The following is a 24,358-nucleotide window of genomic DNA, read 5'->3' as shown; positions in this document are numbered from 1 at the left end:
GGCTATCCGGGCGGGGGAGGACCTGGCAATCCCCATCCCGGCCCCGAGCAGGTGCGGGGTGCCCGGTCAGCGCCCGAAGCGGCACCCGGCCGGCGACCTGCCCAGCCCGTCGGTGCCGCTCTCGTTCAGCTTTCGATCGTGTTCAGCAGGCCGCCGGACCGACCCAGACCGCGCGGATGCCGGAGATGTACCGGGCGCCGCAGACGTCGGCGGGGACCACCAGCTGCGGGCCCGCGCTGTCCAGCGGCAGGCCGTCGATGCTGGTGGCCAGCAGGATCCGCTGGCCGCCGAACTCCGGGTCGACCTCGCCCCAGGACAGCACCGCGCAGTGCTCGTCGGCGCCGGTGACCGTGAGCAGCAGCCGGCTGCGCTGCTTGCGGGCGGCGTAGTCCGGGCTCGGACCGATGGTGCGCAGCACGTCCCACAGCGTCGGTCCCTCGAAGTCGTGGAACTGCGGTCCCTCCTTGAGGCAGTCGAAGCTCACGGTGACCCGCTGCTCGGGCAGCCGGCGCAGGTGCTGAACGGTCAGTTCGAGGGGTTCGGCGACATGGCCGTGGATGCGTACGACGGCGGCGCTGCTTCTCTCGGCGGTGCTGCTCGCTGCGGTGCTCATGGCGCTGGCGCTCCCTCCGGTGCGGCTCTGGGGCACAGCCTTGCAGGGGTGGTACCCGCCGACGCCCGGGAGAACCCGCATGTTCGAGCCTGTGTCACCAAAATGGCCGTATGTGCGAGCTGAGGTGGCGTCAGGGGCTCGCAGGTGCAGCCGAATATACGTAGCCGCCAGGCAATGCGGAAGGGCCCCGCCGTCGAACGGCGGGGCCCTTCCGGGTCAGTCGGTCAGTCAGCGTCGGGCTCGCGCCCGACCCGCATCACAGCGGGCGGATGTTCTCCGCCTGCGGGCCCTTCGGGCCCTGGGTGACGTCGAACTCGACCTTCTGGCCCTCGAGCAGCTCGCGGAAGCCCTGGGCGTTGATGTTCGAGTAGTGGGCGAAGACGTCAGCGCCGCCACCGTCCTGCTCGATGAAACCGAAGCCCTTTTCCGCGTTGAACCACTTCACGGTGCCAGTAGCCATGTCTATCTCCTTCATGGGGCAAGTCGGGAACCGCACAGCACGGATCCCGTCGTCGCCGCGATGATCGCCCCGCTCCGGCTGCGACATGCACCACAAAAAACCGGAATAAAAACAAAAGTGCGCCTTGGGTTACAACCCGCAAGGCGCACACAACGTTCATGGGAACCAAAACTGCAACATCACCAAAGCTAGCACACGACCGGGCGAACCTCCGGATCCCGATACCGCCGACGGGGGAACCGACCTTTCCGTGCGCCCCGCGCTGTGCGAGGCTGGTTGTACTGAAAACCTCTTCAAACTGCGAGGCATGATGCGCTTCACCATCGCCGGCTGCTCCTTCTACCTGCAGGCGAGCGAGGTAGTGGCTCTTATGCGTGATGTGAAAGCCGAGCCCGTCACCGGGGAGTCCGTGAAGATCGGCCGTCGTTCGTATCCGATCAAGCAGGTCGGTGCTGTGATCACCAAGCAGGACCGCCGTGACTTCAGCGCCGCGGACGTCGTCCGTGCCATGGAGCGCCTCGGTTTCACCTGCAGCCCCGCGCCCTCCGCCGCCCCGGCGCCGAGCGCCGAGCCCTCGGTCGGGGAGATCTTCCCCAGCAACGAGTCCGAGCAGCTGCTGTAGCAGCCGCCGACCTCCTCCCGCGCTACTGCTGCGCGTCGAGGTAGACCCAGGCGCCGCCGTCCCGGACGAATCGACTGAGCTCGTGCAGCGAGTCGTCGTGGCCGCGCTCCCGGTAGTGGGCGCGGAACTCGACCGTGCCCTCGGTGTGGAACGGACCGCCTTCGGCGGTGGCGATGATCTCCAGTCGGACCCAGCGGGTCCCGGGATCGAGGTCGAGCCGCGCCGGGCGGGTGGTCGGGTGCCAGGTCCGCAGCAGGTACCCGGCATCCCCGACGGCGAACGCGCTGTAGCGCGAGCGCATCAGCCGTTCCGCCGTGGGGGCGGCGGCCTCGCCGCGGTGGAAGACCCCGCAGCAGTCGCCGTAGGCCAGGTCGAGCCCGCAGGGACAGGGGGCCGCCGTGTCAGGGCCCCGATGGGCCACGGGGCCGTGCGCGCCCGGGGCCACGACCTTCTTCTGCTTCGCCATGGTCGGCATTCTGCCCCAGCCTCCCGGGTCCGGTTCACTCCGCCGCAGGCCGCTGCACGGGTGTCGACTCCAGTTCGGCGAGCAGCGCGGGCAGCCGCTCGGCCAGCTCCGCGTCGCAGCGCCGCACCACGGCCCGGCGGCCCGCGTAGAGGATCCCGTAGCCGAAGCCGGGCTCGCCCGCCGCATGCGCCTCGGCGGCCAGGCCGGGGAGCTCGCGGCAGGCCAGCACCGCGTCCTGGCGGGTCCCCAGGAGTTCCTGGATCGAGGTCATCCGCCGGGTGAAGCGCTGCGCGGACCCGCCGAGCACCGGCCTGGCGCCCTCCCCGGCGTAGCGGGCCCGCTTGGCGGCCTTCCTGGCCCCGTGCAGCGCGGTGTCGCGTTCCGGACCCGGCTCGGTCCCGGCGGCTGCGGCCAGCAGCCGGCGGACCCGGCCCTGCTCCGCGGCCAGCCGCCGCTCGAAGGCCGGACCGGCGGGCCGCGCCGCCGCCCGTCGCCGGAGCGGCGGTGCGGCGACGAGCCGTTCCAGGGCGTCCAGCAGTGCGAAGTAGCCGGCGCTGTCCAGCTCCGCCACCACGCCGGTCCAGGACTCCTGGTAGCGGGCCCCGGCCCAGGCGGTGACGCGTTCGCGGACCGGACCCGGGCACTCCTCCGGCGCCAGCCCTTCGATCTCGTCGGTCAGCGCCGCGCCCAGCACCTCGCGGTCGCGGGCCGCGCCGAGGACCGCCGCGAACCGGCGCAGCTCCTCGCCGAGCCCGACCAGCCCGGGCCCCGCCGAGGTGCGGAACAGCGCGCGGTGGGTCTTCAGCGCGCTGCGCAGCCGGCGCACGGTGACCCGCATCCGGTGGACCGCGTCGGGCTGGTCGGTGCGGACCCGGTGGTCCAGCGCCAGCAGCGCGGCGACCTGGGTCCGCAGCAGTGCGGTGACGGCCGCGCCGATCGGGTCGGCGATCGGGTCGCCGATCGGGGCGGGCGGGGCGGCGGGGTCCGGACCGCCGCCGTCGACAGGGCCCGGGCCAGCTTGGAGGGGCTGGCGGAGCGGCGCAGCCCGCCCCGGGTCAGCCGCTGCGCCACCGCGTCCAGCAGGGCCGGATCGCCCCGTAGCAGTTCCGCCTCGACCTCGGTCCAGGCCGCTGCGGTGGCCTCGCCGGTCCGGCGCGCGGTCACCGCGTCCCGGGCCACCTCGACCAGCGGGCGCTGCCTGCGGTCCAGCAGCAGGGTGCGGCGGCGGTGGGTCCGCAGGTCGACCACGGGCCCGAGCGGCGCGTCGCGGAGGTAGGCCCGGACCCGGAGGGTGAGCTCGGTCGGCGGGGCCGGGGAACCGCGGTCGGGGAGCGGGGCTCGGGGCCGCCTGGGGCGGGGCCGCCGGGGCTCGGGGTCGAGCGGGTGGTGCAGCTCCAGGCGGGTGTCCGGTCCGCCGGCCGGGAGCTTCAGGTGCCAGCCGGCGTCATGGCCGCCGGTGCGGCGGCGCAGGGTGATCCCGTGGGCGAGCAGCCGCAGGTCGGATGTGTCGTAGTAGACGGCGTCCAGGTCCTCGGGCGTGGCGGCGGCGACCGCCGCGACCCCCGGAAGACCCTCCAGCGAGGGCAGCTCGACGTCGGTGGCGCCGTCGAACTTCAGTTCCTTCTCGTACTGCATGCTCGTCATAACGCCGCCCATGCCGTGGTGTGTGCCTGCCAACCCGTTAGGGTTCCCCCGTGAGTGAGGAATGATGCGGCCGCACCGTGACGAGGTACACATCTGGCTCCGCGAGGTCCCTGGGGCCGACGCCCGGTCCGACGGCGACCCGCTGGTGCTCGGCGGCGAGCGGGAGGCGGAGGCGGTGCTCGACGCCGGGGAGCGGGAGCGGGCCGGACGCTTCTTCCGGGCCGTCGACCGGGAGCGCTACACGGCGGCGCACCTGATGCTGCGCCGGGTGCTCGGCGGGTACCTCGGGCTGCCGCCGGGGCAGGTGGCCCTCACCCGCGAGCCCTGCCCCTGCTGCGGCGCCCCGCACGGCCGGCCGGCGCCGGCGGACCCCTCGACCGGGCTGCACTTCTCGCTCTCGCACGCCGGGCCGCTGGTGCTGCTCGCCGTGGCGGAGCGGGCGGTCGGCGCCGACGTCGAGGCCCTGCCCGCGCCCGGGACCGTCGCCGACCTGGCGACCGTGCTGCATCCGGCGGAGCGGGCGGAGCTGGCGGAGGCGGAGGGGACCGACCGGCTGCCGCAGGAGTTCGCCCGGCTGTGGACGCGCAAGGAGGCGTACCTCAAGGGCATCGGCACCGGTCTCGGCCGGGGGCCGGAGCTGGACTACGTCGGCAGCCGACAGCCGGGACCGGTCGGCTGGACCCTCACCGACCTGGAGATGCCCCCCGGATTCGCCGCCGCCGTCGCCCTGAGCCTGGAGGCGTCGGGCGGGGATGCGCCGGCGCTGGTCCAACGCTGACACCAGGTTTCCGGACACTGCGGCGGCAGCGATGTGGCACGGTGGGGGCATGACCGCACGCCGCCCCCATGTCCTGCTCAGCGTCGCCATGTCGATCGACGGGCACATCGACGACACCGCCCCCGAGCGGCTGCTGCTCTCCAACCCGGCCGATCTCGACCGGGTCGACCAACTGCGCGCCGACAGCGACGCGGTGCTGATCGGCGCGGGCACCCTGCGCAGCGACAATCCCCGGCTGCTGGTCAACTCGGAGCAGCGGCAGGCCGAGCGCCGGGCCGCCGGCCTGCCCGGGCAGCCGCTGCGGATCGTGCTGACCGGCGGCGGCGACCTCGATCCGGAGCTGCGCCTGTGGCAGTACGGCGACGGCCGCGCCAAGCTGGTCTACTCGCCCGACGCGGCGGTGGCGCGGCTGACGGCGCGGCTGGCCGGGCTCGCCGAGGTGGTCGGCACCGGCGCCGGGCTCGACCTCGGGGCGGTCCTGGACGACCTGGGCGTGCGCGGCGTCCGCCGACTGATGGTGGAGGGCGGGGGAGCCGTCCACACCCTGTTCCTCACCTCCGGACTGGTGGACGAGATCCGGCTCGCGGTCGCGCCCTTCTTCGTCGGCGCGGACGAGGCCCCGCGCTTCGTCAACGCCGGCCGGTTCCCGCAGGACGCGCTGCACCGGATGGAGCTGGTCGGGACCGACGCCGTCGGCGATGTCGCGCTGCTCCACTACCGGGTGCCGGAGAAGCAGGACGAGAAGCGGGAGCAGCCGGCCGCCGACCGGCTGACCGAGGACGACCGCCGGCGGCTCGCGCTCGCCGTCGAGCTGTCCCGGCAGTGCCCGGCCTCGGAGACCGCCTACTCGGTCGGGGCGGTCGTCGTCGCCGACGACGGCACCGAGCTGGCGCGCGGCTACTCCCGGGAGACCGACGCCACCGTCCACGCCGAGGAGTCGGCGCTGGCCAAGATCGACCCGGCCGATCCGCGGCTGCGGACCGCCACCCTCTACACCACCCTGGAGCCGTGCAGCCGCAGGGCGTCGCGGCCGACGCCCTGCGCCCAGCTGGCGCTGGCGGCGGGCATCCCGCGGGTGGTGCTGGCCTGGCGCGAGCCGGCCCTGTTCGTCGCCGACTGCCAGGGGATCGAACTGCTGGAGCAGGCCGGGGTCACCGTGCTGGAGTGCCCCGAGCTGGCCGAGGAGGCCCGCGCGGTCAACGCCCACCTCTGGTAGGGCGTTCGGCCGTGCGGGTCGCCCGATCGGGCGACCCGCTCAGTCGGCGGCCGGCTCCGGGTGCTCCGGCCAGACGCCGAGGTGGTCCGGCTCCAGGGTGACCTCCACCCGCTGCTCCATGCCCAGCGCGTCCAGGAACTCGCGGGGCAGCTGCAGCCGTCCGGCGCGGTCCAGGGTGGCGTACTCGCGGGAGACCACCGACTCCTGGCCGTGCTCGTCCGTGGTCAGTTCGCGCAGCACCTCGGCGGCGGCCCGGCCGTCGCGGATCGCCACGGTGCGGCGGACCTCGCCGGCCACCATCAGGTCGTGGGTGACGATCACCACGGTCGCCCCCAGCTCGCGGTTGACCGTCCGGAAGGCCTCGAAGATCAGGTGCGAGGTGTCCGAGTCCAGCTCGCCGGTGGGCTCGTCGGCCAGGACCACCGAGGGGCTGTTGGCGAGGGCGACGGCGATGGCCACCCGCTGCTGCTCGCCGCCGGACATCTGCGCCGGGCGGCGCTCCGCGCAGTGGCCGACCTGCAGCAGGTCCAGCAGCTCGGCCGCCCGGTCGGCCCGGTCCCGGCGCGAGGCCCGTACCGATCGGTCGCGCAACTGCATCGGCAGCAGCACGTTCTGACGGGCGTTCAGGAACGGCATCAGGTTCCGGGCGGTCTGCTGCCAGACGAAGCCGACGACCTCCCGGCGGTAGCGCAGCCGCTCCTTGGCGCCCATCCCGAGCAGGTCGCAGCCGGCCACGCTGGCCCGTCCGGCGGTGGGGACGTCCAGCCCGGCCAGGATCTGCAGCAGGGTGGACTTGCCGCTGCCGGAGGCGCCGACCAGGGCCACCAGGTCCCCGGCGGTCACCGTCAGGTCGAGCCCCTGGAGGGCCTGCACCTCGACGTCGTCGGTGGCGAAGATCCGGACCAGCTGGTCGCAGGCGATCAGCGCATCGTGCCCGTAGGAGGGGCGGGCCCGGGCGTCGGCGGCGCGTCCGCGCAGTTCGTCCAGGGTGGGCAGGTCGCCCTGCTCCTCGGCGGTGGTGTTCAACGTCGGTCCCCCGCTCGTAGTTCGGTGTTGATGTGGCGTCGGGTGATCAGCGCGGTCTCGGCCAGCACCACCAGGGCGGCGAGCAGCGCGAGCAGCGCGGTGGGGGTGAGCAGCGCGGTGGCGTGGGTGACGAGCGGGATCGGGATGGTGGTCCCGATCAGCGCGCCGATGTCCAGGGCCGGTCCGAGCAGCGCGGTCAGCCCCACGGTGAGCAGCGCCCCGGCGACGGCGGCGACCAGGACCGACGGCAGCGACTCGGTGAGGCTGAGCGCGTAGCCCTGGCGCGGGGTCAGTCCCATGGTGCGCAGCCGGGTGAGCAGTGCGGCCCGGCCGGGCGCCGCCTGGACCAGCGACAGCACCAGCGCCAGCAGGCTGAACAGCGCGGCTGCCGCCACCGTCGCCCGGTAGAGCTGCTCGGCCAGCCGCTGGGTCGGGGTGGTCGCCAGACTCGCCAGCACCTGGGCGCGGGTCTGGATGCCGACCGGGGCGTAGAAGCCGCCGGTGGCCCGGACGGCCGCGGCGGCCAGCGTGGCCGGGTCGGCGTGGTCGAGGGTGAGCACCACGTTCTGCGCGTACTGGGTCGGCGGCACGCTGACGGCCAGCTGGCTGAGCTCGGCCGCCTGCGGGAGCAGCGCGAAGGAACCGCCGGGGGCGATCCCCGGAGTACCGGTCAGGGTGCCGACGATCCGGACGTCCAGGGTGCCGGTGGTGACGCTGATCTGGAACGGGCTGCTGCCGAAGACGGCGAAGACGTCGGGACTGGTGATGATCGGCGCTGCGCCCTTGCCGGTCGAACCCGCGCCCTGGAGCAGCGCCGGATCGAAGGCGCCGATGTCGACGGCCTTCGAGTAGGCCGCGTACTGGGCCGGGTCCACGCCGACCACGGTCAGGACCGGCGGGGTCACGGCATCGTTCGTGACCGGTGCGGTGACCCGCGTCATCTCCCGGAGGGTGACCAGCCGTTGGACGCCGGGGACGGCGGCGATCGCGGCCGGGAAGCCCGGGGCGAGCTGCGGGCTGCCGTCGATCCTGGTGTCGCCGCCGACCGCCAGCGTCGCGGCCCGGTCCCGCCCGGCGTCGACCGAGGCGAGGACGGTGGAGCCGAGGGCGGCGGTGCTGAGCGCCAGCAGCAGCGCCAGCAGCGGCAGCACCGCGACGCCGGTACCGGCCCGGCCGATCCGGGCGGTGCCGAGGAAGGAGACCGCGCCCCGGCCGCGTCCCAGTGCTCGGCCGAGCCGCCGCAGCGGCAGCGGCAGCAGGCGGACCACCAGCAGCGCGGCGGCGAGGGCGAGCAGCGGCGGGGCCAGGGCGACCAGCGGGTCCAGCGAGCCGCCGGTCGAGGTCCCGTGCAGTCGCAGGCCGACGGCGGCCAGCACGGCCAGGGCCAGCGCGCCCAGCTCCAGCAGCAGCCGACCCTTGCCGGGACGGGCAGTGGCCAGTTCCTCCCGGTCGCTGCCCGGGGTCGGCCGACGGTGCCGGAGCACGGCGCGCAGCGGCAGCCCGAGCACGGTGATCAGCACCACGGCTCCGGCGGCGGCCAGCGACGGCCCCGGCCGGGGGCCCGGCAGGAGCAGCAGTGCCGCTCCCGTGCCGATGGCGGCGGCGGGCACGCCGATGGCGGCGTTCTCGGCGAGCAGTCGGCCGAAGAGCCAGCGCAGCGAGACGCCCCGGGCCCGGAGCAGCCGCAGCTCCTCGCCCCGGCGCTCGGCGGCGAGTACGGCGAGCATCAGCAGCACCGCGACCGCGCTGCCGGCCGCCCCGGCCCCGCCGATCGTCAGCAGCGGCACCACCGCCGCCTGTTGCATCTGCACCTCGCCGAGTACGGTCGGCAGCTGTGAGGTCAGCTGCGGCGCCGGCACTCCGGCCGTCTCGGAGACGTTGAACACGTGCTGCGCCTGCGCCCCGCCGAGCAGGCTGGCGAGCTCTCGCAGCGCCGGGCCGATCTGGTAGGCGTGGAGTGCGCGGGTGTCGAGCGCTTGGTGCCAGTACAGCTGGAGGGAGCTCAGTGGCAACGCCACGGCAGCGTCGTCCGAGAGCAGCAGTGATATGTGCCAGTAGGGCGTCGGCGGCCCGTTGATGCCGCCCGGGGTGTAGGCGACACCGGGGGCAGTCAGGAAGGGCTGCGCGGTCCAGTAGGGTCCGGTCGGGGTGGTGGGCCGGTAGACGCCGACGACCCGCAGTGCCCCGAGCGAGGTGTCGATCACGGAGCCCACGTGCAGCCCCAGCTTGGCGGCGGTGGTGGCGTTGACGGCCGTTTCCAGCGCCGTGCCCGGGCCCTGGTCGACCGGCCAGCTGCCGTGGAGCAGCGTGGCGTGCTGGTCCGCGTCGGCCTGGGCGACCAGGTCCAGTTGGGTCGACGCCAGCGGGTCGAGCCGGGGCAGCGCCGCGGCGGCGGCCGGCGCGGTCGTGGTCACGCCGTAGGAGGACTGGTCCGGCAGGCCGTTCAGCGGTGCCGGGACTCCGGACGCCAGCGCCCGCGCGACCGGAGCCAAAAGGCCCAGGTCCACCTGGCTCGCCGCGGACACCCCGGGCGCGACGACCGGTATGGCCGCGCCGTTGATCGAGGCCGTGGACACCGGGAGCCCGGCGAGCTGCTGCCGCAGCCCGGTGTCGTCGTTGCGGTCCATGGTGAGCGGCAGTGCCGCCGCCAGGAACGAGGCGACCAGCACCAGGACAGCCAGGGCGGCGGTCGCCACCGGGCTGCCGAGCAGCCGGACCCTCACCCAGGCGACCTGGCCGTTGCGGCCCGCACCGGTGCTCTTCACTGCTCCTCCTTGCTGCGCAGCGTGGCGGTGGTGGCCGGGCCGCCCAGGCGTCCGGCGAGGCCGGCGACCACCAGCGGGACCAGCGCGACCGCGGCCACCAGCAGTCCCAGCTGCGGCAGCGGCAGTTGGACCAGCACCGGTGGCACCGGCCTGGTTCCGGTCGAGGTCAGCACCAACAGCGGGACCACGATCCGGGTCAGCAGCGCCCCCACCGGCAGGCCCACGGCCAGGCTGAGCAGGACCGGGACGCCCAGCTCGACGGCGGTGGACCTGGCCAGCTCCCGTCGGGTCGCGCCGATCGCGAAGAGCAGCGCCGACTCGTTCGCCCGGCGGCGCACCGCGCCGACCGCGCTGACCGTGAAGCCGACGGCGGCCAGCAGTGCCGCGACGATCGCCAGCGCGAGCAGCGCCGTCTGCGGCCCGGCCGAGAACGGGTCGTTGCGGAGCCCCGCCAGCACCTCGTCCCGGACCTGCACGGTCGGGTCGTCGGCGCGGGCGCGGAGCGCGGCGGCGACCCGGGCCTGGGCCTGCGGGGTGTCCGGGGAGACCGAGAGCCACCAGTCGGTGGCGGGTTGCCCGGGCTGCTGCTGAGCGGTCAGCCAGCGCTCGTAGGCGGTGAGGTCGACCAGCGCGACTCCGCCGTCGGCCGCGGTGGTGCCGGGCAGTTCGGGGACGGCGGCGACGATCCGCAACGAGGGCATTCCGGTGGAGAGACCGACGGTCTGTCCGACGGTGGCCCCGGTCTGCTGCAGGAACCCGGTGGTGACGACGGCCGGGAGGCTGGGCGGCAGCGCGCTGCCGCCGGCGGGCGTCAGGTCGACCGTGCCCTGGTTGATGACGCCGCTGAAGTAGTTGGTGGCGGCGCGGGCCGTCACCGAGGCGATTCCTCCGCCGGTCTCCCGGCCGACGGAGGCGTCGGTCAGCCCCGCCGTCCCGGAAGGAGCGGAATCGCTCACCTTGGCCTGCCACGCCAGCCCGGGCGGCAGGGCGAGAGCCGTGCCGTCGGCCCGGATGGCGCGGACGCCGAGGAGGGCGAGCAGCTGCTGGTCCGTGATCTGCGACGGAATGCTGTAGCTGAAGGACAACTGACTGATCGTCAGTGGATAGGCGGGAAGGCCGAGCGGGGCGCCGGCTGCGGCGTCGAGGTCGAGTCGCAGCGTGTGGGTCCGGCCGTCCGCGTCGATCGGCAGGGCGGTGAACTGGTAGGGCACGCCGAACCGGTCGGTGACGGTGACCACCAGCGAGTCCTGTGCCGCGACCCCGGCGAAGTCGCTGTCGCTGACGTCGAGCTCCAGGTAGCGCGGGCGTCCCGGAATCGGGATGCCCAGCTCGGAGACGGGTTCGGCGGCGGGGGCGAGCGGGGCCAGGAGCCGGCGGACGGAGGTCCCGGCCAGGTCGCTGCGCAGCGGGAACTCGCTGCTCTCGGCACGGGTGTCGGTGGCGAGCAGCAGGCCGGGGGCTGCTCCCTGGTTCTGCCCGAGCGAGGGAAGCGGCTCACGGATCACCGGGACGGCGCCGGTGACCCCGGGGAGCGCGGCGTAGGCGGCGCCCTGGCCGAAGCCGGGGGAGCCGGCCCCGGTGACGGTGACGTCGGCCGGGACGGTGAAGGTCGCCCGGTCGCTCTGCGAGCGGTTGATGCTGCTGTTCTGGCCGACCGCCAGGGTGCCCATGGCGACGGCGAGCACCAGCAGCATCACCGGCGCACCGATCTGCTGCGGCCGTCGGGCCAGCTGCCAGCCGGCCAGCGCGCCCGAGAGTGCGCTCCCCCTGGCGGCGATCCGCTCGGCGATTCCGGCCAGCGGGGGCAGCAGCCGCATGGCCAGGGTCGCCCCGGCGCACAGCGCCAGCGTCGGGGCGGCGACCAGGAACGGGTCAATGCCGGTGCTGCCGGTGCCGTTGTCGTTCCGGAGCTGCCAGTAGGCGACTGCGGCCAAGCCCAGCAGTACCAGGTCGCCGCCGGTGCGGAGCAGCCCGGCCGGGATTCGGCGGAGCAGTCGGGTGCCGGTCCGGGAGGCGCCGGGGGTGCGGGCGCTCAGTGCGGAGCGGCGCAGCGACGGCTGCAGCAGGAACAGCAGGCAGCCCAGGCTGCCGACGGCGGCGGTCAGCAGCACCGGTCCCAGTGGCAGGGCGCCGATCCTGACCCCGGCGGTGGCTGTCGGCCCGTGTGCGGCGAGCAGTCCGATCAGCGGACCGGCCAGCAGCACCGCGGCGACCAGTGCCGGCAGGGTGAGCAGCAGGGCCTCGGCGGCGCCGAGGGCGGCCAATCGGCGCGGGGCCGCGCCGCGCGCCTGCAGCAGGGCGGTCTCGCCCGTGTGGGCGTCGTTGATCAGCCGGGACACCAGCAGGATCGCGAACAGCGCCAGCAGTGCCAGCTGCACCGCGCCGACCAGCAGCGAACTCCGGGAGACGGCGACGGCCTGGTCCACCGAGGGCAGCAGCGCCGGGAGCCCGCTGGTCGCGGTGGTCTGCGAGCCGAGCGAGCCGTCGGCGATGATCGCCGCGATCGCCTCGTTGACGGTGTCGGGCAAGGCGTCGGCGCGGCTCAGGTCGATACCGGCGAAGTCGGCGGTGGCGACCCAGGCCACGGTCTGCGCGGGGACCGCGCCGCTGGTGAAGTCGCCGGCGTCGATCAGCAGCGGGCCGTAGGTGGAGAAGCCGACCCGCTGGATGCCCGATCCGCCCAGCGTGTCCAGCTGCCAGTAGGGGTCGGCGCTGTTGGTCGGCGCATAGACGCCGACCACCCGGATCCGCAGTTCGCGCTGGCTGTCGCGGTCCTGGATGGTCAGCAGGCCGCCGACCGCGGGCAGCCGGCTCGCGGCGGCGACCGGGACGGCTACCGGGACCGGCTGGCCCGTGGCCGCCTTCCCCGGCCAACTGCCGTGCAGCAGCGTCAGCTTGCTGCGGTCGAGGGTGGCCAGCATGGTCAGGTCGGGGTTGCCGCCGGTGCGCGCGGCGAGCGTGGCGGCGGCGGTGGAGGCCCAGGGAAGCCCGAAGGTGTCGGAGACGGTGCTGGAACGGACGTCGACCGGCAGCCCGCCGAAGGCCTGGGCGGCGTAGCGCCGGACGCTCCGGTCGACCGCGGCGGCAGTGCCGGCGGCGGGTTGGGCGGAGACGTTGAGGGTGGCCTGGGTGGCGTCGGTGGACTGCAGTGCCCGTTGGACCCCGGCGTTGTCGATCGACGAGCTGAAACCGACCAGGGCCGAGAGCAGCCCCACGGTCAGCACCATCGTCAACAGAGCGGCGGTGACCAGCAGTCGGTGCGCCCGCAAGCGCAGCAGGACGAAGCCGCCCATCCATTCCCCCCGTGCCCCCATGACGCCGGTACTCGCCCGGTTCGCAGGCGATCCTGTCACGGTGGCCAGTGGTGGCGAAAGGTTCTTGCGTTATTCGTGTGAATATTGAGGTCTGGCGGGGGGCTCAGGCCTCCGGGGTGTTCACCATCGAGGCGGCGGCGTAGGTCAGATAGTCCCGCAGCTGCGCGTCGTGTTCCGGCGCCAGTTCCAACTCGTCCACGGCGGCGAACATATGGCGCAACCAGGCGTCGTGGGCGGCCCGGTCCACGGTGAACGGCGCGTGCCGCATCCGCAGCCGGGGGTGGCCCCGCTGCTCGCTGTAGGTGCGCGGCCCGCCCCAGTACTGCATCAGGAACAGCGCCAGCCGCTCCTCGGCCGGGCCGAGGTCCTGCTCCGGGTACATCGGCCGCAGCAGCGGATCGGCGGCGACCCCTCGGTAGAAGGCGTGCACCAGGCGGCGGAACGTCGGCTCACCGCCGACCTGCTCGTAGAAGGTCTCGGTCTGCAGGGTCCCGCGCTTGATCTGATCCACGCCTCCATGGTCTCAGACGGTCGCAAGCCGCCCACCGGGAATCGGTGGACGGCCTGCGGGCCGGGACCCGGGTCAGCAGCGCTGGGGTCAGGAGCGGTGGACCGTGACCGTGGTCCAGGCGCCGATGTGGATCCGGTCGCCGTCCTGGAGCTGGATCGGCTGGTGGGCGTCGAGCGGGTCCGGGGCGCCGTTCAGGGTGGTCCCGTTGGTGGAGTCCTGGTCGATCACCACCCAGCCGCCGTCCGGCTGCTCCTGGAGCAGGGCGTGCTGGTGCGAGGCCCCGGGGTCCTCCGGGGCGATCGACAGGTCGATCTCCGGCACCGTGCCGCGCTGGTGGCTGCGGCGACCGATCCGGAGCTGCCCGCGCCCGGTCATCGGCACCCGCCGTTCCGGCGTGTACGGCGGGAAGTACAGCCCGGCGGCGTCCGGGCCGCTGCGCGCCATCATGTCGTCGAAGTAGGCGCGGTCGGCGGCCACCACGGCGACCCAGGTGCCGCGCCCCGGGGACTGCGGCTGCTGCGGCTGGTTCAGCATCGGGTCCGCCCCCGAGACCGGGGGCTGCAGCATGAAGTCGGTGCTGAAGCCGCCGCTGGTCTCGCCGGTCGAGTAGCTGACCCCGCCGTAGGTCCCGGCCGGCACGCCGTACGGCGGCGACGGCTGCGGCGCCTGCGGCTGCTGCGGGGCCTGCTGCTGCGGCTGGTAGCCCTGCTGCTGCGGTGGCTGCTGCTGGTAGGGCTGCTGCTGGGCCTGCTGCTGCGACAGGGACTGGGACGGCGGCTGGGGGATCGGGTAGCCGTACGCAGGCGGCTGCGGCTGTTGCGGCTGCTGCTGCGGGGCCTGCTGCTGGTGCTGGGGCTGCTGGTGCTGCGGCGGTTGCGGAGCTGCCGGAGCCGGAGCCGGGGCGGGCGGCTGGACCCGGCGCGAGGGCGAGGCGAGGTCGTAGTCGAAGCCGCACTCCTCGCAGTAGCGCTCGGTCTGCGGGGTGCTGCAGATCGGGCACATCACCAGCCCCGTCGTGCTCGGCGGGTGCTGCTGGTACGGCTGCTGCGGTTGCTGAGGCTGCTGCGGCGACTGCTGCGACTGCTGCCCAGGGGCGGACATGGGCCAGCCGCAGTAGTCGCAGTAGTCGTCGGTCGGCGAATCGTGGCCCTGCGGACAGATCGGCATGGGGAGCCCCCCTCTGGCTCGTGGGTGCGGCAGCCGCGGGCCGGAGGGGCCCGCAGCTGCCGCTGTTCTCGGTCGGGTGCGCGGTACGGCTGTGCTCTTGCGCTACTTCTTGACGCGGACGGTCTTGGTCGAGCGGGTCTCGAGGGTCATCGAGTCCGCCTCGCTCACGTTCTTACGGAATCGAACGGTACCTTCCTTCGCGTCGACCACGTCCACCACCTTCGCCAGCAGCTTGAAGGTGTCCTCGTTGCCGGAGGCGTGGGCGAGCTGCACCGCCCGGCCCAGCTTGGAGGTCGCGTTGTCCACGTCACCGCGCCGGTGCGCGTCCAGGCCCTCCTGGATCGCGACCGCGAGGTCCGCCTGGCCGGTGTAGTGCGCCACCTGGGGGCTGATCTTGGTGGAGGCGGCCAGGTCGTCCGTCCACACGGCCTTGACCAGGCCCTGGGACAGCACCTCGGTGCCGCCGTCCGGCTGCGGGACGACCAGGCTGATCCGGCCGGCCAGCATCTCGTTGCCCACGGACGCCGCCGGGACCTCGATGCACACGTGGTAGTCACGGCTCTCGTCACCCCAGGACCCCGTCGGGTAGTCCCCCACCCGTCGCCCACCGCCACCCTTGTCCGAGGCGCTGCGCGCCGCACCTTCCACCGGCCCGGACTCCTTCCGGCGCCCGCTCAGGTCCTCCACCGCCGGGGCGACCTGCTTCACGAACTTCACCAGGGCGTTGGCCGGCGTCCACACCCGCAGGGCGACGTCCGCCACCTCCTTGCCCATGGCGTGCTCCATCATCGCCCGGAAGTCGTCGGCCAGGCCGGCCGGGTCGGCGACGATGTCGACCGTGCCGAGCAGCGCGGAGGCGATCCGGCGCAGCTCCTCGACCTCCCAGTCGGTGCCGACGCCGCGGCAGTCGGCGGTGAAGTGGCCCTGCACCCGGTCCAGGGTCCGCTGGAGGTCGGCCGGCTTCTCGTGCTCGTTGCGGCCGTCGGTGAGCAGGATGCCGTGCCGGATGGAGATGTCGCGGCGGGAGAGGAACAGCTGGTCGGCCTTGGACAGCCAGGTGCCGATGGCGGTGCCGCCGCCGGGGGTGAGCCGGCGCAGCGACTGCTTGGCCTCCTCGCGGGTGCCCGGGTGCGAGACGGCGAGCTGCCCGCTGCCCGGGTAGACCTCCTTGGCCTCGTGGGTGCCGGCGATCACCGCGAAGGCGACCCCGTCGCGGACCGCGTCGATGGCGGCGGCGGTGGCCTCCCGGGCGGCGTGGATCTTCGCCGAGGGGTAGTCCATCGAGCCGGAGCAGTCGACCATGATGACCACGGCGGCGTCGGGCCCGTCGGCGAAGGAGTCGGCCCGGCTCTCGACCCGGGCGCTGGTCCCGCCGCCGGTCGCGGTCACCGTCACGATGGCGTTGACCTCGCGTGCGCCCTCCGCCAGGTACTCGTTCTGGAAGATGTCGACGGCGAACTGGGGCAGGTTGGACTTGGTGAGCCTGGCCATGATTCAGCTCTCCTGGTTCTGGGCGAAGGCGTGCGGCGGTGAACCGGCGGGCGGGACGGCGGGGTTGCAGGGCAGGACGGCGACGGTGATGTTGTCGTGCCCGCCTCGTGCGCAGGCGAACCTGACCAGCTCCTGGGCGGCGCGCAGCGGTTGGCTGCGGGCGTCGGCCGGGACGACGGCGGCGAGGGCCGGGGCCGACTCCTCGTAGTTCCAGAGGCCGTCGGTGCAGACCAGGACGACGCCGGGGACGGCGGGGGTGAAGACCACCGCGTGCGGCTCGACCTCGACCGCGTCGGCGCCGAGCCAGCCGGTGATGGCGTGGGCGCGCGGGTCGGCGTAGGCCTCGGCCTCGCTCATCAGCCCGGCCTCGACCATCCGGGCCGCCCAGGAGTCGTCCAGGGTCAGCCGTTCGGACCCGGAGCGATCGTCCGGGAACCAGTAGGCGCGGCTGTCGCCGACCCAGCCGACGGTGACCTCGCCCTCGGTGGCGACGGCGCTGACGATGGTGCAGGCGGGGGAGTTGCGGCTGGGCTCCAGCGGCCCCTCGCTCGCCAGCTGCTCGACCCGGTCGGCCGCGGCCATGATCGCGGCGTGCATCGCCGACTTGGGGTCGGAGCCGGACTCCAGTGCCTCCAACAGGTATTCACTGGCGGTGTCGGCGGCGGCCTGTGACGCCTCGTCGGGGCGGGTCGCCGAGGAGACGCCGTCGCAGACGACCGCCACCACGGCCGGGACGCCGCCGGGACGCGAGGTGGCGGCGACCGCGAAGGCGTCCTCGTTGCGGTGGTGCCGGTGGCCCCGGTCGCTCACCCCGCACACGCCCGCGAGCGCGCGCTCCTGGTGGTCGCGGGGGCGCGGCTGCGAGCGCCCGCAGGTCTCGCAGTAGCCGTCGGCGTCGAAGTGCTGGGCCCCGCAGCCGGTGCAGACCGGACCCGCGTCGGGGTCGATCACCGGGACGACCTCGGTCGGGTCGTGCTCGGGCTCGCCCCAGGGGTCCTCGACGGCCCCGGCCGGTCCGCCCGGCCCGGCCTGCGCGGCCTCGCCGACCAGGATCCGGGCCGGGGCGGCCAGGACGAAGTCACCGGTGGCGCCCGGGGGGTGCGGTGGCACCGGCGGCAGCGGCGGCTGGGCGATCCCGGCGCGCGGGTCGCCGGAGAGCGGGTCCTCCTCCGCCACACCGCCCGCAGCCACACCGCCCGGAGCCGCCACGCCCGGAGCCACCACGCCCGCAGCTGCCGTGTCCGGAGCCGCCGCGTCCGCGGCGAGCAGGTCGATCCCGCAGTTCTCGCAGAAGCGGTCGCTCTCACCCACGGGCTGCGCGCAGCTGGGACAGGAAAGGGTCAACTGGTCCATGCCTGCTTACACCCACGTCCTGGGCCGGGTGCGGTTCGCCCGCTCCACCCACTCGATGCGCTTCTCGGGCTGTTCCGCGAGCCGCGCAAGTACTCGGTACGACTGCTCCAGGGCGAACCGCAGTTCCCGCTCCTGCGCGGGATGCCCCAGCAGCATGACCGGGCCCGCGCCCGCCGCGCCGTCCGGGCGTCCGGAGATCACCCAGCCGAGGGCCTTGCCCAGCACCTCGGCGGAGAGCTCCTCGCGCCTCCGGGCGTCAAGACCCAGCCCGGTGAGCTGGTTGGAGCAGGCGTCCAGGTCGGCCCGCAGCGCCTCGCCTGGGGCACGGTCGCGCAGCCGGGCGCGGACCGCGGCGACCCGGGCCGCGACGTAGTGGTTGGAGGTCTCCGGCACCGACTCCAGCGCCGCCACCGCGCCGACCCGGTCGCCGGAGGCCAGCCGGACCCGGGCCAGGCCGAAGGCGGCGCTGACATAGGCCCGGTCGGTCGTCCAGACCAGCCGGTAGAACTCGGCGGCGTCCTCGCGCTCGCCCAGCGCCTCGGCGCAGATGCCCAGCGCCAGCTTGGGAGCGGCCTCGCCGGGGAAGGCGTCGTAGACGGCGTCGAAGGCGTCGGCCGCCGCCCCCGCCGCCGCGAGCGGCTCGGGGCCGCCGGGGGTGCCGGAGGCGACCAGCGCCGCCAGGCCCCGGTACCAGACCACCCGCCAGTCGTCGGGGTGTTCGTCCGAGAGCGCGGCCAGTGCGGCGTCCACCGCGGGCAGGTCGCCGATCTCGATCAGTGCCCGCAGCTCGCGCAGCCGCAGCTCCACCGAGTTGAGCGGGGCCGAGCGCAGCGCCGAGATGACGTCGCTGGGCGCGGTGGCCATCAGCGCGGCCAGGAAGCCGGCGTTGGGGTCGCCCGGGTCGATCCGCGGCACCGGCAGCGCCAGCGCGGCCGGCCTGGTGGCCAGCGGCAGCACCGAGGGCGCGGCGGCGGCCAGGGCGTCCGGCGAGATCGCCGGGATGCCGGACAGGGTGGGGTGGCGTCCGGTCCGGCCGGTGGTGGACGGCAGGGTCGGCGGGCCGAAGCCGCCGCCCGGACGCTGGGCCGGCACCGGTGCGCCGCCGGAGGCCTTGGCGGCCCGGCGCCCGGCCCGGTTGCCGGAGGGCGGGGCGTCGAAGCCGGCCGGGCCGACCAGCTCGGTGTCGACGACCCGCAGTTCCGGGCCGAAGAGGGTGGACAGCGCCGGGCGCTGCTCGCCGTCCTGGAGCGCCAGGATCTCCCGCAGCACGCCGGTGAGCTGGTCCGCCATCTCCTGGGCGGAGGAGAAGCGCTTGTCCGGGTCCGGGTCGGTGGCCCGGACCAGCAGCCGGTAGAAGGACTCGTACTGGGCGAAGACCTCGATGTCCTCCGGGCCCGGCAGGGTGTCCCGGTAGACCGTCGAGTAGCCCTGGAAGTCGAAGGTCAGCACGGCCAGCGAGCGGGCGACGGTGTAGAGGTCGGAGGCGGGGGAGACGCCGTCGGTGGCGATCTCCGGGGCCTGGTAGCCGATGGTGCCGTAGATCGCGCCGTCGTCGTCCTGGCGGCGGACCGCGCCCATGTCGATGATCTTCAGCTGGTCCTCGGACTGGATCACGTTGTCCAGCTTGAAGTCGCAGTAGATCAGGCCGTGGCCGTGCAGGTAGCCGAGGGCGGGCAGGGCCTCCAGCGCATAGGCGATGGCCTGCTCCACCGGCAGCGGCTCGCGCCGCCCGTCCGGTGCGCGGCGGGCGTCGGCGATGTCCTTGAGCGACTTGCCGCCGACGTACTCCATCACGATGTAGCCGTCGGTGGTGCCCTTGCGCAGGTCCGGGTGCTCGACGAAGTTGATGATGCGGACGATGTTCGGGTGGTCGACCTCGGCCAGGTAGCGGCGCTCGGCGATGGCGACCTGCAGGGCCTCCTCGTCACCGGTGTCCAGCAGGCCCTTGAGGACCACCCACTTGTCGTTGACCCGGCGGTCGATGCCGAGGTAGATCCAGCCGAGGCCGCCGTGCGCCAGGCAGCCCACCACCTCGTACTGGCCGCCGACCACGTCGCCCGCGAAGAGCTTGGGCGAGAACGAGTACTCGGTCCGGCACTTGCTGCAGAAGCCCTCGGGACGGCCCGGGTTGCCGTTGCGGGCCCGGCCGACCGGGGCCTCGCACTTGCTGCAGAACCGTTTGCGCTCGGGCACCTCGGGGTTGAGCAGCACCATCGCGCGCGGGTCGGGACGCGGGATCGGCGGCACCGTCACCAGGCCGGCGCCCAGCCGTCCCCGGCTCGACTGCCCGGTGCTGCCCCGGGTGCTGCGCACCGAGACGGAGGTGCCCCGGGTGCCGCTCCGGGACGAGCGCGAACGCCCGGACATGGAGCGGGAGGAGGACCGCGAGGACCGCGAGGACCGCGAACCGCCGACCGAGGTCCCGGCCGGGGTGGAGGCCGACGCGGCGGGCGGCAGGCCCGCCGCCGCCGGGAGCGGCGCGAGGCCGCACTCGGTGCAGTAGCCGTCGGCGTCGATCACCCCGCCGGTGCAGTCCGGCCTGGTGCACGGCGCCCCCGGCCCCGCCGCCGGTGCCGCCGCTGCGGCCGACGTCGCGGCCCGGACCGGCGCCGGCGCCGCCGGCGCGAGGCCGCACTCGGTGCAGTACCCGTCGGCGTCGATCACCCCGCCGGTGCAGTCCGGCCTGGTGCACGATGTGCCCGTCATTGCTGTCATCCCCCTCAAACCCCGTAAGGGCGGCCGTCCACCGGCCCGTTCTGTCGGTTCCGCTGATGCTCTTGGTACTGCTGTTCCTGCTGCTGGCCGGCGGCCGGCCGCAGGCCCTGCTGGTAGCGCTGGACCGCGTTCTCCGCCGCGCGCAGGTCGCAGGGCGCGCTCCACAGCATCCGTCGTGCCTGGTCGTAGCGCTCGATCAGCTCCGGGTCCTCGGAGACGCCCAGCCGGGCGCCCATCGCCTTGTACGCGTCCAGCCGACCGCGCAGTTCGGCGCGCATCGCCAGCGGCGCGGTCACCGCCGTCAACGACTCCCTGGCCCGCAGGAGTTCCCGCTGGGCCGCGCCCTCCAGGGTGTCCAGCAGCGGCGCCAGCCGGTGCCACTGGCCGTGCCGGCGCAACTGGTCGGCCTGCGCCAGCCGTTCGCGCATCGCGCTGGCCGGACCCGGCACCGCCGGGACCTCGGTCGCGGCGATCTTCGCCAGCACCTCGCCGCGGGCCCGGCGGGCCTCGGCCAGGGTGGCGTCGGCCCGGGCGAGGGTGTCGCTCACGCCCTCCAGCCGCTCGTCGGCCTCGTCCCGGAGCCGGGTCAGGTCCTGGAGCTCCAGCCGGAGGTCGTCCAGTGCCCGGGCGGAGCGGTCGTAGCGGCCGGTGTCGACCGTCCCGGCGACCTGGCTGCCGGTCCCGCCGCCTCCGTAGCCGCTGCCGGAGCTGTGGCCGCTGGGCCTGGGGGTCCAGAAGACCAGCGGATCGGCGATCACCTCGGCCCGCAGCGAGGAGAGCTCGCGCTCCATCTCCTGGAGGGTGTCCCCGGCCGGATGCTCGCCGGGGTGGATCCCGACCGACCGGGCCAGCGCCTGGACCCGGCCCAGCTCGGCCAGCAGCAGGTCGATCCGGGCGGGCAGGGCGGACCAGACCGCGTCGGCCGCCGAGGCGGTCTCGATGATCCGCGCGTACCAGGTGTTCATCCGCTCGACCAGCTCGGTCAGGCTGACCTGCTCGCTGAGCCGGGCCCCGCCGGTCAGGCTGATCCCGCCGTTGACGGCCCGGACGGCCGAGACGGTCACCCCGCTGCCGCGCAGCAGCTCGGTCAGCTCGTAGAGCTCGGCCTGGTTGGGGCGGACCCGGCGGGAGCGGACCGCGCGGGCGGCGGCCAGCGCCTCGGTGTAGGTGTCGAACATCGACCAGAGCAGGCTGAGGCCCGGTTCGGCCTGCTCCCAGCGCTCCCTGGTCCGGCCGGTCAGCGCGGCGCCCTGGAGCAGCCGGCAGCCGGGGTGGTCCTGGAGGGCCAGCAGTGACGCCTCGACCGCCTCGCGCTCCGCGCCGAGGCGTGTCAGCGCCCGGTCGACCTCCTCCCGGGTCATCACCGAGCCACCAGGTCCCGTCAGCGCCATCCTTCTGCCATTCGCTCGCCCTGCCCCCGTCATGCCGGTCGGTGCCGGTAGTCAGATTGTCAGACCCTTAGCGCCCTGGGCAGACCGGGTACCCGCCCTGTCGAGATCTTGACGCCCGCCCCGGACGGTCCGGGGCGCCCGTGCGTCCCGGCTCAGCCCGAGTAGGTCACGGACGGCGGTCCCGGGTTCGGGCCCACCGGCTTCAGCCACTCGTCGTACTCGGCGTTCCACTGGTCGGCCAGGTAGGACTGGAGCACCGCGTTGACCCGGCGGACCAGGTCGTCGGCGCCCAGCTTCATGGCCACCCCGTAGTACTCCGCGTCCATCAGCCCGCCCACCAGGTGGATGGTCGGGTCCTGGGCGGCCTGCCCGGCGCCCAGCGCGTTGTCGGTGATGGTGGCGTCCACCAGGCCCAGCTGCATCAGGACCAGGCAGTCCAGCTGGTTCTCGACCTGGACGACGGTCGATCCCTTCTTGTCCTGGTCCAGGAAGTTGTCGACGGCCGTCGATCCGGTCGCCGCACAGACCTTCTTTCCCGCCAGGGTGCTGTTGTAGCCCGTGATCGAGGAGGACTTCGGAACCAGTACCTCCTGCCCGGCGAGGTAGTAGGGCGAGGAGAAGGCCACCTGCTGCTCGCGGGCGCAGCTGATGGTCATCGTCCGCACCACCACGTCGACCTCGCCGCTCTGCAGCGCCGTGATCCGGTCGGCGGTCGGCACCGAGAGGAACTCCACGTCGTCGGCGTTGCCCAGGATCGACTGGGCCAGGGCGTGGACCAGGTCGATGTCGAAGCCTTCGAGGTTCCCGCTGGAGGGGTCGCGGAAGCCCCAGAGGTAGCTGTTGGTGTCGATGCCCGCGATCAGCTTGCCGCGCTTGATGATCCGCTGGACGTCGGGTCCGGAGTCGTCCGTGCTCGGGGTGAGGCTGACCACGGAGCTGCCGCCGTTCGGGCCGTCGGTGCAGCCGGCCACGGCCGGCGCCAGGGCCGGCCTGCCGCTGAGGGTCACCCGTTCCGGCAGCCGGTCGGCGGCCGGACCCGTCGGCAGCGCCGCCGAGCCCAGCAGCAGCCCGGCCGCGGCCAGCGCCGAGAGCTTCACCAGTCCGGTCAGCCGGAGCCGCCGGACCCGCCCCGCGCGCTCGTCGCGCCCGGCCCGGTCCGCTGTGTCCGCCATCCCTGCCGCCCCCGCTCCGTCCGCTCCGCCCTCGGTCACTGCCGTACTGCCCGCCGCCGCCCCGCCCTCGGGGGCGCGCCGCCTCACCGGTACTCCGCGGCGCGCCGGTTGACGCCCCAGAGGGCGCCGAAGGCCGCCAGCGCCGCGAGGGCCAGGCCGCCCGCGGCGAGGCCGGCGGTGTCCGCCCGGCCGTCGGCCGCGAGCTGGTCGAAGTTGCTCCGCTCGTGGGTGATCGCGCTGTTCAGGTTGGTGTCCAGCTGGTCGAAGGCGGCGTTGGTGGTCTGCGCGGAGGAGCCGCCGGGGGTGCCGATGGTCTCCGCCACGGCGGTGCCGTAGTTGCCGCTGTTGTTGGCGTTCATCGCGGTGTCGTGGCGCTGCTGCCAGGTGCCGAAGTCCGCCTGGGCGGCGGCGACCGACTGCTGGGCGCTGCCGTCGGCCGAGGTCATCGCCAGGGCCTGGGGCAGCAGCCCGCCCTTGCCCGCCAGCTGGTTGCTGACGACGCCCCAGGTCGTCTCGTAGCTGTCGGTGGAGCCCCGGGCCACCAGGTTGAGGTTCTCCGCGCCCCGGCACTGGAGGGCCTTGATCTGCGCCTCGTTCAGCACCTGGAGCGGGGCCGAGCCCCGGGTGTCGCTCTGGCCGAGGTCCGCGGCGGCCACGCTCTGCGCGGCGGTCAGCCAGCCCAGGGCCAGCACCACGGCGGTCGACGCCAGCACCAGGCCCACATTGAAGACCCGGTTGGTGTCCCGGTACAGCCGCAGCTGCGCCCGGACCAGCGCCGCCAGCAGCAGCAGCCCGAGGACGACGGCGGCCCAGGGCAGCGAGCGGGCGTTGCCGTAGTCGTGGTGCAGCCGGTCGGTCTCCGTCTGGTAGAGCGTCTGGGCCTCGGCCAGCATGGTGTTCTGCATCTGGCCCGAGGCGTAGCGGAGATAGGCGCCGCCGAGCGGGTAGCCCACCCGGTCGTCCGCCCCGGCCACGCCCACCAGGTCGGTGTAGGTCGGCAGTTGGGAGCTCAGCAGCTGGATCTGGCGCTGCCCCGGGTCGTCGCTGGAGGCGCTGGCGGCGGCCTGCGCGAGCAGGGTCGAGGCGGTGGCGATGTCGTTGTTGTACTGGGTGCGGATGGCCGCCGTCTCGTTCCCGGCCTGCAGGAAGCCGGTGGCGGCGGTGGTGTCGGCGTCCGCGAGGGTGCGGAAGATCTGCGCGGCGTCGTCGCTGAGCGGCTGGCTGTGCTCGACCACGCTGGTGGCGGCGTCGGTCCGCTGGACCACCTGGATGTACGTCAGGACGCCGAACAGCAGGGCGAGGACGGCCAGTCCGGAACCGACCGACCACAGCCGGCGGGTCGGCGTCCGCGACACCCAGCGGACGACGCCGTTGCCGCCGCCCTTGCCGGCGACGGTGACACCCTCCGGTTCCCGGACGACGGGGCGCGGGGCGACCGCGACCGCCCCGGAGGAGACCGCCCCGGAGCCGACCGCCCCGGACGCGCGCCCGGGCCGGGAGAGCGGCTGCGTCGGACGCTGCGGCGGGAGGGCGGGCTGCGACGTACCCGGCGGCGGGCCGAAGGCGCCGGGGGGCGGTCCCCACCCCTGCCCACCGTTCTGTCCCGGCGTCGTCATGTGTCAGCCCCTTCCCCCGGTCACGCCATGTCCTAGGG

The 24,358-nt window shown here is 74.3% G+C and carries 19 protein-coding genes; 3 read left to right on the top strand and 16 right to left on the bottom strand.

The window, feature by feature from the left end; all coding sequences use genetic code 11:
* Window positions 1–142: 142 nt before the first annotated feature.
* Window positions 143–613 carry a molybdopterin-dependent oxidoreductase gene (locus tag BS75_RS12335; RefSeq protein WP_042436860.1) on the bottom strand — a complete coding sequence of 157 codons (471 nt, stop codon included), beginning with the start codon at window positions 611–613 and terminating at the stop codon, window positions 143–145.
* Between the two features lie 256 nt (window positions 614–869).
* A complete protein-coding gene (locus tag BS75_RS12330) occupies window positions 870–1,073 on the bottom strand; it encodes a cold-shock protein (protein ID WP_034088259.1) in 204 nt (67 codons plus the stop codon).
* A 310-nt stretch (window positions 1,074–1,383) separates the two neighbouring features.
* Between BS75_RS12330 and BS75_RS12325 the strand changes: the two genes are divergently transcribed.
* On the top strand, window positions 1,384–1,695 hold the full coding sequence (locus BS75_RS12325; protein ID WP_042437009.1) for an SCO5918 family protein: 312 nt from the start codon (window positions 1,384–1,386) through the stop codon (window positions 1,693–1,695).
* Between the two features lie 22 nt (window positions 1,696–1,717).
* Here the strand turns inward: BS75_RS12325 and BS75_RS12320 are convergent, their stop codons facing one another.
* From BS75_RS12320 to BS75_RS12310, 3 genes are read right to left on the bottom strand one after another with little or no spacing between them, the layout of a single operon-like run.
* Entirely contained in the window at window positions 1,718–2,161 is a 444-nt protein-coding gene (locus tag BS75_RS12320) for a YchJ family protein (RefSeq protein ID WP_042437012.1), read from the bottom strand.
* 34 nt (window positions 2,162–2,195) lie between these two features.
* On the bottom strand, window positions 2,196–3,044 hold the full coding sequence (locus tag BS75_RS44200) for a CHAD domain-containing protein (RefSeq protein WP_231608123.1): 849 nt from the start codon (window positions 3,042–3,044) through the stop codon (window positions 2,196–2,198).
* The gene (locus BS75_RS12310; RefSeq protein WP_197091931.1) at window positions 2,963–3,805 is read right to left on the bottom strand and encodes a CYTH domain-containing protein; all 843 of its coding nucleotides are present in this window, start codon (window positions 3,803–3,805) and stop codon (window positions 2,963–2,965) included. Before BS75_RS12310 ends, BS75_RS44200 begins: the two co-directional genes overlap by 82 nt.
* 64 nt (window positions 3,806–3,869) lie before the next feature.
* Between BS75_RS12310 and BS75_RS12305 the strand changes: the two genes are divergently transcribed.
* Window positions 3,870–4,583 carry a 4'-phosphopantetheinyl transferase family protein gene (locus BS75_RS12305; RefSeq protein WP_231607751.1) on the top strand — a complete coding sequence of 238 codons (714 nt, stop codon included), beginning with the start codon at window positions 3,870–3,872 and terminating at the stop codon, window positions 4,581–4,583.
* Window positions 4,584–4,632: 49 nt separating this feature from the next.
* Window positions 4,633–5,799 (top strand): dihydrofolate reductase family protein, encoded by a 1,167-nt coding sequence (locus BS75_RS12300; protein WP_034088257.1) that lies wholly within the window; start codon window positions 4,633–4,635, stop codon window positions 5,797–5,799.
* 39 nt (window positions 5,800–5,838) lie between these two features.
* Here the strand turns inward: BS75_RS12300 and BS75_RS12295 are convergent, their stop codons facing one another.
* The 11 genes from BS75_RS12295 to BS75_RS12245 form a co-directional block, all read right to left on the bottom strand.
* Complete coding sequence (locus BS75_RS12295; protein ID WP_042436867.1) at window positions 5,839–6,825, bottom strand: ABC transporter ATP-binding protein; 987 nt, start codon at window positions 6,823–6,825, stop codon at window positions 5,839–5,841.
* Window positions 6,822–9,590 carry a hypothetical protein gene (locus tag BS75_RS12290; RefSeq protein ID WP_042436870.1) on the bottom strand — a complete coding sequence of 923 codons (2,769 nt, stop codon included), beginning with the start codon at window positions 9,588–9,590 and terminating at the stop codon, window positions 6,822–6,824. The genes BS75_RS12295 and BS75_RS12290 overlap by 4 nt, the downstream gene beginning before the upstream one ends.
* Entirely contained in the window at window positions 9,587–12,883 is a 3,297-nt protein-coding gene (locus tag BS75_RS51440; protein ID WP_034088256.1) for an FtsX-like permease family protein, read from the bottom strand. Before BS75_RS51440 ends, BS75_RS12290 begins: the two co-directional genes overlap by 4 nt.
* 124 nt (window positions 12,884–13,007) lie before the next feature.
* Complete coding sequence (locus tag BS75_RS12280; protein WP_034088255.1) at window positions 13,008–13,415, bottom strand: globin; 408 nt, start codon at window positions 13,413–13,415, stop codon at window positions 13,008–13,010.
* A gap of 87 nt (window positions 13,416–13,502) precedes the next feature.
* Entirely contained in the window at window positions 13,503–14,582 is a 1,080-nt protein-coding gene (locus tag BS75_RS12275; protein WP_034088254.1) for an FHA domain-containing protein, read from the bottom strand.
* 102 nt (window positions 14,583–14,684) lie between these two features.
* Window positions 14,685–16,073 (bottom strand): vWA domain-containing protein, encoded by a 1,389-nt coding sequence (locus tag BS75_RS12270; RefSeq protein WP_034088253.1) that lies wholly within the window; start codon window positions 16,071–16,073, stop codon window positions 14,685–14,687.
* A 3-nt stretch (window positions 16,074–16,076) separates the two neighbouring features.
* Complete coding sequence (locus BS75_RS12265) at window positions 16,077–17,384, bottom strand: PP2C family protein-serine/threonine phosphatase (protein ID WP_408022530.1); 1,308 nt, start codon at window positions 17,382–17,384, stop codon at window positions 16,077–16,079.
* A 48-nt stretch (window positions 17,385–17,432) separates the two neighbouring features.
* A complete protein-coding gene (locus BS75_RS12260; protein WP_034088252.1) occupies window positions 17,433–20,132 on the bottom strand; it encodes a serine/threonine-protein kinase in 2,700 nt (899 codons plus the stop codon).
* Between the two features lie 14 nt (window positions 20,133–20,146).
* The gene (locus BS75_RS12255; protein ID WP_231607750.1) at window positions 20,147–21,502 is read right to left on the bottom strand and encodes a hypothetical protein; all 1,356 of its coding nucleotides are present in this window, start codon (window positions 21,500–21,502) and stop codon (window positions 20,147–20,149) included.
* Between the two features lie 182 nt (window positions 21,503–21,684).
* The gene (locus BS75_RS12250) at window positions 21,685–22,704 is read right to left on the bottom strand and encodes a glutamate ABC transporter substrate-binding protein (protein WP_042436879.1); all 1,020 of its coding nucleotides are present in this window, start codon (window positions 22,702–22,704) and stop codon (window positions 21,685–21,687) included.
* Between the two features lie 83 nt (window positions 22,705–22,787).
* A complete protein-coding gene (locus tag BS75_RS12245; RefSeq protein WP_034088251.1) occupies window positions 22,788–24,320 on the bottom strand; it encodes a hypothetical protein in 1,533 nt (510 codons plus the stop codon).
* Between the last annotated feature and the right edge of the window lie 38 nt (window positions 24,321–24,358).

The sequence above is a fragment of the Streptacidiphilus albus JL83 genome (genome assembly GCF_000744705.1).
Lineage (GTDB): Bacteria > Actinomycetota > Actinomycetes > Streptomycetales > Streptomycetaceae > Streptacidiphilus > Streptacidiphilus albus.
The sequence above is the reverse complement of the archived record's forward strand: the minus strand, read 5'-3'. Positions and strand labels throughout refer to the sequence as shown.